Annotated in this window: 14 protein-coding genes; 13 read left to right on the forward strand and 1 reads right to left on the reverse strand. The window is 62.4% G+C overall.

Going from position 1 to position 12,919, the window contains the following annotated elements; genetic code table 11:
* The first annotated feature begins 6 nt into the window (after positions 1–6).
* From AB4O36_RS14475 to AB4O36_RS14510, 8 genes are all read left to right on the forward strand, one after another.
* Positions 7–597 carry an amino acid synthesis family protein gene (locus AB4O36_RS14475; protein WP_460126312.1) on the forward strand — a complete coding sequence of 197 codons (591 nt, stop codon included), beginning with the start codon at positions 7–9 and terminating at the stop codon, positions 595–597.
* A gap of 42 nt (positions 598–639) precedes the next feature.
* The gene (locus AB4O36_RS14480) at positions 640–1,473 is read left to right on the forward strand and encodes an alpha/beta fold hydrolase (RefSeq protein ID WP_460126313.1); all 834 of its coding nucleotides are present in this window, start codon (positions 640–642) and stop codon (positions 1,471–1,473) included.
* Entirely contained in the window at positions 1,470–2,951 is a 1,482-nt protein-coding gene (locus tag AB4O36_RS14485) for an aldehyde dehydrogenase (RefSeq protein ID WP_460126314.1), read from the forward strand. The genes AB4O36_RS14480 and AB4O36_RS14485 overlap by 4 nt, the downstream gene beginning before the upstream one ends.
* Positions 2,952–2,963: 12 nt before the next feature.
* On the forward strand, positions 2,964–3,449 hold the full coding sequence (locus tag AB4O36_RS14490; protein WP_460142094.1) for a flavin reductase family protein: 486 nt from the start codon (positions 2,964–2,966) through the stop codon (positions 3,447–3,449).
* 157 nt (positions 3,450–3,606) lie between these two features.
* Positions 3,607–5,079 (forward strand): NAD-dependent succinate-semialdehyde dehydrogenase, encoded by a 1,473-nt coding sequence (locus tag AB4O36_RS14495; RefSeq protein ID WP_460142095.1) that lies wholly within the window; start codon positions 3,607–3,609, stop codon positions 5,077–5,079.
* Complete coding sequence (locus AB4O36_RS14500; protein WP_427527800.1) at positions 5,079–5,468, forward strand: carboxymuconolactone decarboxylase family protein; 390 nt, start codon at positions 5,079–5,081, stop codon at positions 5,466–5,468. The genes AB4O36_RS14495 and AB4O36_RS14500 overlap by 1 nt, the downstream gene beginning before the upstream one ends.
* Before the next feature lie 87 nt (positions 5,469–5,555).
* The gene (locus tag AB4O36_RS14505; protein ID WP_460126318.1) at positions 5,556–6,308 is read left to right on the forward strand and encodes a GntR family transcriptional regulator; all 753 of its coding nucleotides are present in this window, start codon (positions 5,556–5,558) and stop codon (positions 6,306–6,308) included.
* A 2-nt stretch (positions 6,309–6,310) separates the two neighbouring features.
* Positions 6,311–6,874, forward strand: coding sequence for an NUDIX hydrolase (locus AB4O36_RS14510; RefSeq protein ID WP_460126319.1), 564 nt, complete (start codon positions 6,311–6,313; stop codon positions 6,872–6,874).
* A gap of 126 nt (positions 6,875–7,000) precedes the next feature.
* Here AB4O36_RS14510 and AB4O36_RS14515 read toward each other — a convergent pair whose 3' ends face one another.
* Positions 7,001–7,297, reverse strand: coding sequence for a DUF1330 domain-containing protein (locus tag AB4O36_RS14515; RefSeq protein WP_460126320.1), 297 nt, complete (start codon positions 7,295–7,297; stop codon positions 7,001–7,003).
* 70 nt (positions 7,298–7,367) lie between these two features.
* Between AB4O36_RS14515 and ribBA the strand changes: the two genes are divergently transcribed.
* The 5 genes from ribBA to AB4O36_RS14540 all read left to right on the forward strand — a co-directional run bounded on the left by ribBA (position 7,368) and on the right by AB4O36_RS14540 (position 12,666).
* Positions 7,368–8,477 (forward strand): bifunctional 3,4-dihydroxy-2-butanone-4-phosphate synthase/GTP cyclohydrolase II, encoded by a 1,110-nt coding sequence (ribBA, locus tag AB4O36_RS14520; RefSeq protein ID WP_460142096.1) that lies wholly within the window; start codon positions 7,368–7,370, stop codon positions 8,475–8,477.
* Between the two features lie 251 nt (positions 8,478–8,728).
* Positions 8,729–9,754 (forward strand): ABC transporter substrate-binding protein, encoded by a 1,026-nt coding sequence (locus AB4O36_RS14525; protein ID WP_460142097.1) that lies wholly within the window; start codon positions 8,729–8,731, stop codon positions 9,752–9,754.
* Positions 9,751–10,680: an ABC transporter permease gene (locus AB4O36_RS14530; RefSeq protein ID WP_460139530.1), complete on the forward strand. Its 930-nt coding sequence runs from the start codon at positions 9,751–9,753 to the stop codon at positions 10,678–10,680. Before AB4O36_RS14525 ends, AB4O36_RS14530 begins: the two co-directional genes overlap by 4 nt.
* Before the next feature lie 6 nt (positions 10,681–10,686).
* Positions 10,687–11,496: an ABC transporter permease gene (locus tag AB4O36_RS14535; protein WP_460126324.1), complete on the forward strand. Its 810-nt coding sequence runs from the start codon at positions 10,687–10,689 to the stop codon at positions 11,494–11,496.
* 15 nt (positions 11,497–11,511) lie between these two features.
* Positions 11,512–12,666 carry an ABC transporter ATP-binding protein gene (locus AB4O36_RS14540; protein WP_460139531.1) on the forward strand — a complete coding sequence of 385 codons (1,155 nt, stop codon included), beginning with the start codon at positions 11,512–11,514 and terminating at the stop codon, positions 12,664–12,666.
* Positions 12,667–12,919 lie beyond the last annotated feature (253 nt).

Below are 12,919 nucleotides of genomic sequence, written 5' to 3' on the forward strand. Positions count from 1 at the left end.
CAGCTCATGAGTTTCGAAATTCGCAAGATCGTCAGCTATGTCGAAGAGACCTTTATCGAAGGCGGCAAAGCCACCGACAAGCCCGTCACCATGATCGGCCTGGCCGTGGTCATGAAAAACCCATGGGTGGGTAATGGTTTCGTTGAAGATCTCAAGCCGCAGATCCGCGCCAACTGCTCCGACCTCGGTGCCCTGATGGTCGAGCGCCTGGTGGGCCTGATCGGTGGTGCCGAGAAGATCGAGGCGTACGGCAAGGCCGCAGTGGTCGGTGCCGATGGCGAAATCGAGCACGCTTCGGCGGTGATCCACACCCTGCGTTTCGGCAACCACTATCGCGAAGCGGTCCAGGCCAAGAGCTACCTGAGCTTCACCAACAAGCGCGGCGGCCCGGGCACTTCGATCCAGATCCCGATGATGCACAAGGACGACGAAGGCCAGCGTTCGCACTACATCACCCTGGAAATGCAGATCGAAGATGCCCCTCGTGCCGATGAAATCGTTGTGGTCCTGGGTTGCGCCGACGGCGGCCGCCTGCACCCACGCATCGGCAACCGCTACATCGACCTGGAAGAACTGGCCGCCGAAAAAGCCCAGTAAGACGGTCGGTCACTACAACAAAAAGGTATGCAGGAGCGCTCCATGATTCGGCTCACCGCTGAACGCACCCCGGCTGGCACCAGTTATCTGGCGACCGGCCAAGGCCAGCCTGTGGTTTTGATCCACGGCGTGGGCCTGAATAAAGAAATGTGGGGCGGCCAGGTCGTTGGCCTGGCCACGAAGTACCGCGTGATCGCTTATGACATGCTGGGTCATGGCGCCAGCCCGCGCCCGGAAAGCGGCACGCCACTGCTCGGTTATGCCGACCAGTTGCTGGAGCTGCTCGATCACTTGCAGTTGCCCCAGGCGACCGTGATCGGCTTCTCCATGGGCGGTCTGGTGGCGCGAGCCTTCGCCCTGCATTACCCGCAACGCCTGCAAGGCCTGGTGGTACTCAACAGCGTGTTCAATCGCACCGCCGAACAGCGTGCCGGCGTCATTGCCCGCACCGCCCAGGCGGCCGAGCACGGCCCGGATGCCAACGCTGAAGCGGCGCTCTCGCGCTGGTTCAGCCGTGAATACCAGGCCGCCAACCCGGCTCAGATCGCCGCGTTGCGCCAGACCCTGGCCGAGAATGACCCGCAGGGCTACCTCACCACTTACGAACTGTTCGCCACCCAGGACATGTACCGCGCCGACGACCTGGCTTCTATCCAGGCACCGACGCTCGTCGCCACCGGCGAACTGGACCCCGGCTCCACCCCGGAAATGGCCCGGCAACTGGCCGAGCGCATTCCCGGCGCAACGGTTGCCGTACTGGCCGAACAGCGGCATATGATGCCCGTAGAATCGCCGCGCCTGGTCAACCAGTTGTTGCTCGAGTTTCTCGACACTGCGCACGCCCGACAAAATCCTATAAAGGGGATCGTTGCATGACACTCGCACGCTTTCAGATGTGCATCGGCGGTGAATGGGTCGATGCCCTCTCGGGCAAGACATTCGAAAGCCTGAACCCGGCCCTGGCCGAACCCTGGGCCGAACTGCCCGATGCCGATGAAGCCGATGTCGAGCGCGCCGTTCAGGCTGCGCAGACCGCTTTCGACAGCCCGGCCTGGCGCGGCCTGACCGCCACTGCTCGCGGCAAACTGCTGCGTCGCCTGGGCGACTTGATCGCCGAGAACAAGGAAAACCTGGCCCAGCTGGAAAGCCGCGACAACGGTAAGCTGATCCGCGAGACCCGCGGCCAGGTCGGCTACCTGCCGGAGTTCTTCCACTACACCGCAGGCTTGGCCGACAAGCTCGAAGGCGGCACCCTGCCGCTGGACAAGCCGGACCTGTTTGCCTACACCGTGCACGAAGCCATGGGCGTGGTCGCCGCGATCATCCCCTGGAACAGCCCGCTGTACCTGACCGCCATCAAGCTCGCGCCCGCCCTGGCCGCCGGCAATACCATCGTGATCAAGCCCTCCGAGCACGCCTCGGCGACCATTCTGGAACTGGCTCGCCTGGCCCTGGAAGCCGGCATTCCACCGGGTGTGGTCAACGTGGTCACCGGCTACGGCCCGAGCACCGGTGCGGCCCTCACCCGCCATCCGCTGGTGCGCAAGATCGCCTTCACCGGCGGCGCAGCGACGGCCCGGCATGTGGTGCGCAGCAGCGCCGAGAACTTCGCCAAGCTGTCGCTGGAGCTGGGCGGCAAATCGCCGAACATCATTTTTGCCGACGCAGACCTCGACAGCGCGATCAACGGCGCCATCGCCGGGATCTACGCCGCGTCCGGGCAAAGTTGCGTATCCGGCTCGCGCCTTCTGGTGCAAGACGAAATCTACGACGAGTTCGTGGGTCGCCTGGTGGAACGCGCCCAGCGCATCCGCATCGGCAACCCGCAGGAGGACACCAGCGAAATGGGCCCGATGGCCACCGCACAACAATTGGCGGTCGTCGAGGGCCTGGTGGCGGACGCCATCGCAGAGGGTGCGCGCCTGCGCACGGGGGGCAAACGTCCGAGCGGCGTGGGTGACGGCTGGTTCTACGAGCCGACGCTGTTCGAGTGCGACCGCAACTCGATGAAGATCATGCAGGAAGAAGTCTTTGGCCCGGTGGCGTCGGTCATCCGTTTCAAGGACGAAGCCGAAGCACTGGCGATTGCCAACGACTCCCAGTTCGGCCTCGCCGCCGGCATCTGGACCCGCGACCTGGGTCGCGCCCACCGTCTGGCGCGGGATGTGCGTTCAGGGATCATCTGGGTCAACACCTACCGCGCGGTCTCGGCCATGGCGCCGATCGGCGGCTTCAAGAACAGTGGCTATGGACGCGAAAGCGGCATCGACTCGGTGCTGGCCTACACCGAACTGAAAACGGTGTGGATCAACCTCTCCCAGGCCCCCATGCCTGACCCGTTTGTGATGCGTTAGGAGACCACCGACATGATCGAACCCGGCATTTACAAAGACGTCATGAGTTCCTTCCCTTCCGGGGTCACGGTGGTCACCACCCTGGACCCGGACGGCGGCATCGTCGGCATCACCGCCAGCGCGTTCAGCGCGCTGTCGATCGACCCCGCGCTGGTCCTGTTTTGCCCCAACTACGCTTCGGACACCTACCCGGTGCTGCGCGACAGCAAGCAGTTCGCGATTCACCTGCTGTCGGCCGACCAGACCGCCGAGGCCTATGCCTTTGCCAGTAAAGGCAAGGACAAGGCCAAGGACATCGAGTGGCACCTGAGCGCCCTGGGCAACCCGCTGCTGGGCAAGGCCACGGCGATCATCGAGTGCGAGCTGTGGCGCGAATACGACGGTGGCGACCACGCCATCATCGTCGGTGCGGTAAAGAACCTGATCCTGCCCGAACAGCCTGTGACGCCGATGATCTACCACAAAGGCAAGCTGGGGCCGCTGCCCTCGCTGGCTTGATCCAAGATCCCTGCCCTCCTGTAGGAGCGAGCATGCTCGCGAAGAAACTCCGCAACTCCGCGGGGTGCCAGGATGCCAACGTTATCGTTGACGACCATCGCGAGCATGCTCGCTCCTACAGAATGCGGTGTTTTCCCCACTTTTTTCAGGAGCCGGCATGAGTCCAGCAGCCTTGCAACTGTTCCGCCAGCAGGCCTACCTCAATGGCCAATGGCTGGATGCGCCCGACGGCGCCACCCAGGACATCTTCAACCCGGCCACCGGTGAGCTGATCGGCCAGGTGCCAAACCTGGGCGCATCCCAGGCGCAGCAGGTCATCAAAGCGGCCAACGACGCCTGGCCGGCCTGGCGCGCCTTGACCGCCAAGGAGCGCAGCACGGTCCTCAAGCGCTGGCACGCGCTGATGATCGACAATGCCGATGCCCTGGCCGAAATCCTCACCCTCGAACAAGGCAAACCCCTGGCCGAAGCCAAGGGCGAAATCCTCTACGCCGCCAGCTTCATCGAGTGGTTCGCCGAGGAAGCCAAGCGCATCTACGGCGACACCATCCCGAGCCACAAGGGCGATGCCCGCATCGTTGTGAGCAAGGAGCCGATCGGCGTCGTCGCGGCCATCACGCCGTGGAACTTCCCGGCGGCGATGATCACCCGCAAGGCCGGCCCGGCATTGGCCGCCGGCTGCCCGTGCATCGTCAAACCCGCCCCGGAAACACCATTCTCGGCACTGGCCATGGCCGCGCTGGCGGAACAGGCTGGCATTCCGCCGGGTATTTTCAACGTGATCACCGGCGATGCCATCGCCATCGGCGGCGAACTGACGGCCAGCCCCCTTGTGCGCAAACTGTCGTTCACCGGCTCCACCGGCATCGGCAAGCTGCTGATGGCGCAATGCGCGCCGACGCTGAAAAAGGTCTCGCTGGAATTGGGCGGCAACGCCCCCTTTATCGTGTTCGACGACGCCAATCTGGAGCGAGCGGTGGAAGGCGCCTTGATCGCCAAGTTCCGCAACGCCGGGCAAACCTGCGTTTGCGTCAACCGCTTCCTGGTGCAGTCGGGCATCCATGATGCTTTCGTCGCACGGTTGGCCGAACGCGTGGCGCAGTTGAACGTCGGCAGCGGCTTCGACAGCGGCGTGAATCAGGGCCCATTGATCAACGAGCGCGCGGTGGCCAAGGTCGAAGATCACGTGCAGGACGCCCTCGCCCACGGCGCGCAACTGCTCTGCGGCGGTGAACGGCACGCCCTCGGCCACGGGTTCTTCCAACCCACCGTACTGGCCGGTGTGAACGCTGCGATGAAAGTCGCCCGCGAAGAAACCTTCGGCCCGCTGGCCGCCGTATTCCGCTTCGACAGCGAAGCCGAGGCGATCCATCTGGCGAACGACACCGAGTTCGGGCTGGCGGCCTACTGCTACACCCGCGACCTCGGCCGCGCCTGGCGCATGAGCGAAGCGCTGGAGTACGGCATGGTCGGGATCAACGAAGGGCTGATCTCTACCGAAGTCGCGCCATTTGGCGGCATCAAGTCCTCGGGCCTGGGCCGCGAAGGCTCCAAATACGGCATCGAGGATTACCTGGAAATCAAATACACCCTGATGGGTGGGCTCGACGACTTTGGGAGCAATCGTTAATGAGCAACGAAAAGTATGAACAGGGCCTGAAAATCCGCACGCAGGTGCTGGGTGAAGCCTACGTCAAGCGCTCCATCGAGAACGCCGACGACTTCACCCGGCCCTTGCAGGAGATGGTGACCGAGTACTGCTGGGGCCACGTCTGGGGTCGCGAGGGTTTGTCGCTTAAAGAGCGCAGCATGATAAACTTGGCCATGATTTCGGCCCTCAACCGGCCACACGAACTCAAGCTGCATGTACGCGGCGCCTTGCGTAACGGGCTGAGTCGTGAACAAATACGCGAAATTCTGCTTCAGGTCGGTATTTATTGCGGTGTCCCCGCTGCGGTGGACAGCTTTCGGCTCGCCCGCGAAGCGTTCGCCGAAGCCGACGCCGAGGCCTCCAGTTAACCTTCGGCTGTTTTGATTGACTGAGCACGATGATCTTCGGGTCCAAGTGCTCTTTTTGCATGGACAGCCACACTCAGAGCGGACCCCATGAAACGCCTGCCACTCGACGACAGCTTCAAGGTCAATCGCAACCCCGTTACCCTGCGCGAAATCGTGCTGGATAAACTGCGAAGCGCCATCATGAACTTCCAGCTCATGCCGGGAGACCGTCTGGTCGAGCGTGATCTGTGCGACCGCCTCGGTGTCAGCCGCACCTCCGTTCGCGAAGCCTTGCGCCACCTCGAATCCGAAGGCCTGGTGGAGTTCGCCGACGCCAAGGGGCCACGCGTGGCGATCATCACCCTGGACGATGCCGTCGACATTTACGAACTGCGTTGCGTGCTCGAAGGCCTCATCGTTCAGTTGTTCACCCTGCGCGCCAAGGCCAAGGACATCAAGGCCCTGGAAAAAGCCCTGGAGGAAAACCGCAAGGCCCTCAAGGAAGGCGAACTGCAACAGGTGATCGATTCGGTACAGGGTTTCTACGACGTGCTGCTCGAAGGTTCGGGCAACCATGTGGCGGCCACCCAGTTGCGCCAGTTGCAGGCGCGCATCAGCTACCTGCGTGCGACCTCGGTGTCTCAGGAAAACCGTCGTGGCGCCAGCAACCAGGAAATGGAACGCATGGTGGAGGCGATCAAGACCGGCGATCCGGTGGTGGCGCACCAGGCCTGTGTCGACCACGTGCGCGCCGCAGCCACAGTGGCGCTGGAATACCTCAAGCGCAAGCAGGAAGAGACCGGGCCCACGCCTGAGATCACCCTGCCCATCGCGCTGAAAGAACCGCGCATAGGTCGCTGATCATGTTCAGCCCGAGCTTTTGCCCAAGGTGCGGTGGCAACGACCTCAAGTCGCAGCTGCCGCCGGGTGATACGCACGAGCGCCTGATGTGCTGTGGATGCGGTTACATCCATTACGTCAACCCGAAGATCATTGCCGGCTGCATCATCGAGCAGGACGGCAAGTATCTGTTGTGCCAGCGCGCCATCCCCCCACGCCCCGGCACCTGGACGCTGCCGGCCGGTTTCATGGAAGGCGGCGAAACCACCGAGCAAGCGGCGCTGCGCGAGGTCTGGGAGGAAAGCGGCGTGCGTGCCGAAATCCACTCGCCGTACTCGATCTTCAGCGTGCCGAAGATCAGCGAGGTGTACATCATCTACCGCGCCGTCGCGCTGGAGATCACCGGACAGTTCGGCCCGGAAACCCTCGACTACAAATTCTTCGCGCCCGAGGACATTCCCTGGGACAGCATCTACTACCCCGCTATCCGCCAGATTCTCGAACGCTATATCGAAGAACGCCAGGCCGGGGTGTATGGCATCTACATCGGCAATGACGATAGCGGGAAGATTCACTTTATCCGCTAAGCACACTCCACCTCTCCTGTAGGAGCGAGCATGCTCGCGATGGTTTCTGGGTCGCCGCAGGGTGTCAGGCTTCCCGCGTCATCGTTGACCTCCATCGCGAATAAATTCGCTCCTACAGAGGGATGGTTACACCGGCGCAACCCCCTCAACAATAATCACCTCAGCCCGCGCCACACCTTCACGGTGCCGTTTGGCTTCCTGGTATTCATCAGAGTTGTAGCAAGCCAGCGCCTGCTCGTACGTTTCAAACTCGATCACCACGCTACGCTGCGGCGTCACCCGACCTTCCATCGCCTGGCTGCGTCCGCCCCGGGCCAGCAGCCGACCACCGTACAACGCGAAGGCCGCCGGCGCCCGCTGGGTATATTGACTGTATTGATCGGGATCAGTGACATCCACGTGGGCTATCCAGTACGCCTTCATAGTGACCTCTGTGTTGATTTTGTATTATGGTATACCACAAATATCTCCACCCCACATCGAGAGTTACATCATGGCGTTCAACAGCATCGAAGAAATCATCGAAGACTACCGCCAGGGCAAGATGGTGCTTCTGGTGGACGATGAGGATCGCGAGAACGAAGGCGACCTCCTCCTTGCCGCCGACTGCTGCTCGGCCGAAGCCATCAGCTTCATGGCTCGCGAAGCACGTGGCCTGATTTGCCTGACCCTGACGGACGAGCACTGCCAGCGCCTCGGCCTGGAACAGATGGTGCCCAGTAACGGCAGCGTGTTCAGCACCGCGTTCACCGTGTCCATTGAGGCCGCCGTTGGCGTCACCACCGGCATCTCGGCCGCTGACCGGGCACGAACCGTGGCCGCCGCGGTAACGGCGGGGGCAACGGCCGCCGATATCGTCCAGCCCGGCCACATCTTCCCCTTGCGCGCCCGTGAAGGCGGCGTGCTGACCCGCGCCGGTCACACCGAAGCCGGCTGCGACCTGGCACGCCTGGCCGGGTTTACCCCCGCCTCGGTGATCGTCGAGGTGATGAACGACGACGGCACCATGGCCCGTCGTCCCGACCTTGAAGTGTTCGCACGCAAGCATGGGATCAAGATCGGCACCATCGCCGACCTGATCCACTATCGACTGAGCAACGAACACACCGTCGAGCGCATCGGTGAGCGTGAATTGCCGACCGTGCACGGCACCTTTCGCCTGATCACTTATGAGGACCGCATCGAAGGCGGTGTGCACATGGCCATGGTCATGGGCGAATTGCGTCGCGAGGAACCGACCCTGGTGCGGGTTCATGTCATCGACCCGCTGCGCGACCTGGTGGGCGCGCAATACAGCGGCCCGAGCAACTGGACGCTGTGGGCTGCCCTGCAACGCGTGGCCGAAGAAGGTCGTGGCGTGGTGGTGGTGCTCGCCAACCATGAATCGTCCCAGGCGCTGCTCGAACGCGTGCCGCAACTGACCCAACCGCCCCGCCAATTCAGCCGTTCGCAGTCACGCATCTATTCTGAAGTGGGTACAGGCGCGCAGATCCTGCAGAACCTGGGCGTCGGCAAACTGCGGCACCTGGGCCCACCGCTGAAGTATGCGGGCTTGACCGGGTATGACCTGGAGGTGGTGGAGAGTATTGCTTTCACGGGATGATTCACCAAGCCCCCTGTAGGAGCGAGCTTGCTCCTACAGGGATGGAATCGGCTGCTTGAAAGGCAATACAGATCAAAGAAAAAAAACAGGCTCAGCAGATGGCCGGTAAGGCAAAATGCTTGCACAAAGTTTGGAATACCATAATATGATATTCCATAGACCGACCGATCATCAGTGACCGTTCGGACCTACTGCTCCCGATAGGCGGGCATGAAAGCCCCGCTCATAAACACAACAATGAGGGCGTAAAAATGGTGTTGAACAAACGTGCAACCGCGATTTTTTTTGCGGGACTGCTGAGCGTGACCAGCCAGGCGTCGATGGCTGCCGAAAGCGTCAACTTCGTCAGTTGGGGCGGTAGCACCCAGGATGCGCAAAAGCAGGCCTGGGCCGACCCGTTCAGCAAGGCCACCGGCATCACCGTGGTCCAGGATGGCCCGACCGACTACGGCAAACTCAAGGCCATGGTCGAAAGCGGCAATGTGCAATGGGACGTGGTCGATGTCGAAGCCGACTTCGCCCTGCGCGCTGCGGCCGAAGGCCTGCTCGAACCCCTCGACTTTTCGGTCATCCAGCGCGACAAGATCGACCCACGTTTCGTCTCCGATCACGGCGTCGGCTCGTTCTTCTTCTCCTTTGTCCTCGGCTATAACGAAGGCAAACTCGGCGCCAGCAAGCCCCAGGACTGGTCCGCCCTGTTCGACACCAAGACCTACCCCGGCAAACGCGCCCTCTACAAATGGCCAAGCCCTGGTGTGCTGGAACTGGCGTTGCTGGCTGACGGCGTAGCCGCCGACAAGCTCTATCCGCTGGACCTGGATCGCGCCTTCAAGAAACTCGACACCATCAAGAAAGACATCGTCTGGTGGGGCGGCGGCGCACAATCGCAACAGCTGCTGGCCTCCGGTGAAGCAAGCATGGGCCAGTTCTGGAACGGTCGCATCCACGCCTTGCAGGAGGACGGCGCCCCGGTGGGTGTGAGCTGGAAACAGAACCTGGTCATGGCCGACATCCTGGTTGTGCCAAAAGGCTCGAAAAACAAGGAAGCGGCCATGAAATTCCTGGCCAATGCGAGCAGCGCCAAAGGCCAAGCCGACTTCTCCAACCTGACCGCTTATGCACCGGTCAACGTCGACAGCGTGGCGCGCCTGGATTCGGTGCTGGCACCTAACCTGCCGACTGCTTATGCCAAGGATCAAATCACTCTCGATTTCGCGTACTGGGCCAAGAACGGTCAAGCCATCGCGACACGGTGGAACGAATGGCTGGTCAAATGAAAATGACGGCATCCACGCCGACCGGGGGCGCCACTGGCGCCCTCGGGGCGGCATCCGGCAAAGCGGCGCTGGCCAATCAGGCCCCGAGCCTGGCCCAGCGCTGGCGCGGGTCGAGTAACCTGATCCCGGCCCTGCTGTTTCTCGGTCTGTTCTTCCTGGCTCCGCTGATTGGCCTGTTGCTGCGCGGCGTGCTCGAACCGGTGCCCGGCCTGGGCAACTACGAGCAGTTGTTCGCCAACTCGGCCTATGCCCGGGTCTTGATCAACACCTTTTCGGTGGCGGGCCTGGTGACCTTGTTCAGCCTGCTGCTGGGTTTCCCGCTGGCCTGGGCAATCACCCTGGTGCCACGCGGCTGGGGTCGCTGGATCCTCAACATCGTGCTGCTGTCGATGTGGACCAGCCTGCTGGCCCGCACTTACTCCTGGCTGGTGTTGCTGCAAGCCTCCGGGGTGATCAACAAGGCACTGATGGCCATGGGCATCATCGATCAACCGCTGGAGATGGTGCATAACCTCACCGGCGTGGTGATCGGCATGAGCTACATCATGATCCCGTTCATCGTGCTGCCCTTGCAGGCGACCATGCAGGCCATCGACCCGATGATCCTGCAGGCCGGTTCCATCTGTGGCGCCAGCCCATGGACCAACTTCTTCCGGGTGTTCCTGCCGCTGTGCCGGCCGGGGTTGTTCTCCGGTGGCCTGATGGTGTTCGTGATGTCGCTCGGTTACTACGTCACCCCCGCGCTGCTGGGCGGTGCGCAGAACATGATGCTGCCCGAGTTCATCATCCAGCAGGTGCAATCGTTCCTCAACTGGGGCCTGGCCAGCGCCGGCGCCGCGTTGCTGATCGCCATTACGCTGGTGTTGTTCTACTTCTACCTGAAGCTTCAGCCGGAATCCCCGGTTGGCGCCAGCAACGCGAGGTAAGCCGTCATGCTCCTGACCCCCAATGCGATGAGCCGGCGCATGCGCCTGGGCCTTTATTTCACCACGGGCCTGATCGCGCTGTTCCTGCTGTTGCCTATCGTGTTCATCGTGCTGCTGTCGTTCGGTTCCTCCCAGTGGCTGGTGTTTCCACCGCCGGGCTGGACGCTGAAATGGTACGGCCAGTTTTTCTCCAATGCCGATTGGATGAACGCGGCGATGGCCAGCCTCAAGGTCGCCGTGCTGACCACGTTCTTCGCCGTGGCGCTCGGCCTGCCGACCGCGTTTGCCTTGGTGCGCGGACGCTTCCCCGGGCGGGAAATGCTCTACGGGCTGTTCACCCTGCCGATGATCGTGCCACTGGTGATCATTGCCGTGGCCGTGTACGCGCTGTTCCTCAAGCTGGGCTACACCGGGACGATGTTCGCTTTCGTGGTCAGCCATGTGATCGTGGCGCTGCCGTTCACGATCATCTCGATCATCAACTCGCTGAAGCTGTTTGACCAGTCGATTGAAGATGCCGCCGTGATCTGCGGTGCCTCGCGCCTGCAAGCGGTGTTCAAGGTGACATTCCCGGCGATCCGCCCCGGCATGGTGGCCGGCGCCCTCTTCGCCTTCCTCGTCTCGTGGGACGAAGTGGTGCTGAGCGTGATGATGGCCAGCCCGACCTTGCAGACCCTTCCCGTGAAAATGTGGACCACCCTGCGCCAGGACCTGACGCCTGTGATCGCCGTCGCTTCGACGCTGCTGATCGGCCTCTCGGTATTGGTCATGGTGATCGCCGCCGCCCTTCGCCGGCGCAATGAAATCAGCGCCTAGCGCCAGGAGTACGACATGAGTGCAGTGATCAAAGATGCCGCGCAGCAGAATGACCAACCCCTGGTAAGCCTGCGCAACCTGAACAAGTACTACGGCGAATTCGCCGCCGTGGACAACATCGCCCTGGACATCAAGGACGGCGAATTCCTCACGTTCCTGGGCTCCAGCGGCTCGGGCAAAAGTACCACCCTGTCGATGCTCGCCGGCTTCGAAACGCCCACCAGCGGCGAGATCCTGGTCGAGGGCAAATCCCTGGTCAATGTGCCGCCGCACAAACGCGACATCGGCATGGTGTTCCAACGTTACTCGCTCTTCCCGCACCTGTCGGTACGCGACAACATCGCGTTTCCGCTGGCGATCCGCAAGCTCGACAGCGCCGAGCGCGAGCGCCGGGTGGATGCGATGCTCAAGCTGGTGCAACTGGAGCAATTCGCCCATCGCCGCCCTTCGCAATTGTCCGGAGGCCAGCAGCAACGGGTCGCCATCGCCCGGGCGCTGGTCTATGAACCTCGCATCCTGCTGATGGACGAACCCCTGGGTGCGCTGGACAAAAAGTTGCGTGAAGACTTGCAGGACGAACTGCGCCAACTGCATCGGCGCCTGGGCATCACCATCGTCTACGTGACCCACGATCAGGAAGAAGCCATGCGCCTGTCCCAGCGCATCGCCATCTTCAGCCACGGCAAGATCGTCGGCCTGGGCAGTGGTTATGACCTGTATCAGAACCCGCCAAACGCGTTTGTGGCGTCGTTCCTCGGCAACTCGAACTTCCTCAAGCTCAAGGCCCAAGGCAACGCGGCGGCCTCGTTCGAAGGCCAGTCGCTGTCGATCCGCCTGACCGCCGGGCTGCAGACCGACCAGGATGTGCTGCTGATGGTCCGCCCGGAAAAAGCGCTGGCGCTGAGTGTCGAACAGGCTGCGCAGGAACCGCTGGCGGCGGGCTGGAACGAGGTGTCGGCGATTGTCGGTGAAATGCTGTTCCTGGGCGAGAGCCAGACCTGCACCGTAAAAACCCTGGGCGGCACCTCGATGACGGTCAAGGCACTTTCGGCCGCAGGCATGCCGCTCAAGGCCGGTGATCCGGTGCGCGTCCGCTGGGCCACCGCCGATGCCTGCGTGTACACCGAGTGGGCGGAAAGCGACCTGAACAAGGCCGCTGGCGCACACTGATCCCTGGCATCACCCTCGGGCCGCCACAACGTCGGGTTGTGGCGGTCTTTTTTTGACTTCGATATCCCCCCTCCCCCCTGTAGGAGCGAGCATGCTCGCGATGGTGGTCCAGACACCGCAGGCATCCAGAAAGCCCGCGTCACCGTTGACGCCCATCGCGACGGTTCGACGCCTCGACATGCTCGCTCCTACAGGGAACATGGTGCATTTTGTGGGAGGGGGGAACGGTGATACTTCGAAAAAACCGAACCAT

The sequence above is a fragment of the Pseudomonas sp. S2_E01 genome (genome assembly GCF_054668365.1).

Coding starts and splice junctions, on each gene's coding strand:
- AB4O36_RS14525 (WP_460142097.1), top strand. CDS start 8,729: ATGGTGTTGAACAAACGTGCAACCGCGATTTTTTTTGCGGGACTGCTG.
- AB4O36_RS14515 (WP_460126320.1), bottom strand. CDS start 7,297: ATGAAGGCGTACTGGATAGCCCACGTGGATGTCACTGATCCCGATCAA.
- AB4O36_RS14480 (WP_460126313.1), top strand. CDS start 640: ATGATTCGGCTCACCGCTGAACGCACCCCGGCTGGCACCAGTTATCTG.
- AB4O36_RS14540 (WP_460139531.1), top strand. CDS start 11,512: ATGAGTGCAGTGATCAAAGATGCCGCGCAGCAGAATGACCAACCCCTG.
- AB4O36_RS14495 (WP_460142095.1), top strand. CDS start 3,607: ATGAGTCCAGCAGCCTTGCAACTGTTCCGCCAGCAGGCCTACCTCAAT.
- AB4O36_RS14505 (WP_460126318.1), top strand. CDS start 5,556: ATGAAACGCCTGCCACTCGACGACAGCTTCAAGGTCAATCGCAACCCC.
- AB4O36_RS14500 (WP_427527800.1), top strand. CDS start 5,079: ATGAGCAACGAAAAGTATGAACAGGGCCTGAAAATCCGCACGCAGGTG.
- AB4O36_RS14510 (WP_460126319.1), top strand. CDS start 6,311: ATGTTCAGCCCGAGCTTTTGCCCAAGGTGCGGTGGCAACGACCTCAAG.
- AB4O36_RS14535 (WP_460126324.1), top strand. CDS start 10,687: ATGCTCCTGACCCCCAATGCGATGAGCCGGCGCATGCGCCTGGGCCTT.
- ribBA (WP_460142096.1), top strand. CDS start 7,368: ATGGCGTTCAACAGCATCGAAGAAATCATCGAAGACTACCGCCAGGGC.
- AB4O36_RS14475 (WP_460126312.1), top strand. CDS start 7: ATGAGTTTCGAAATTCGCAAGATCGTCAGCTATGTCGAAGAGACCTTT.
- AB4O36_RS14530 (WP_460139530.1), top strand. CDS start 9,751: ATGAAAATGACGGCATCCACGCCGACCGGGGGCGCCACTGGCGCCCTC.
- AB4O36_RS14490 (WP_460142094.1), top strand. CDS start 2,964: ATGATCGAACCCGGCATTTACAAAGACGTCATGAGTTCCTTCCCTTCC.
- AB4O36_RS14485 (WP_460126314.1), top strand. CDS start 1,470: ATGACACTCGCACGCTTTCAGATGTGCATCGGCGGTGAATGGGTCGAT.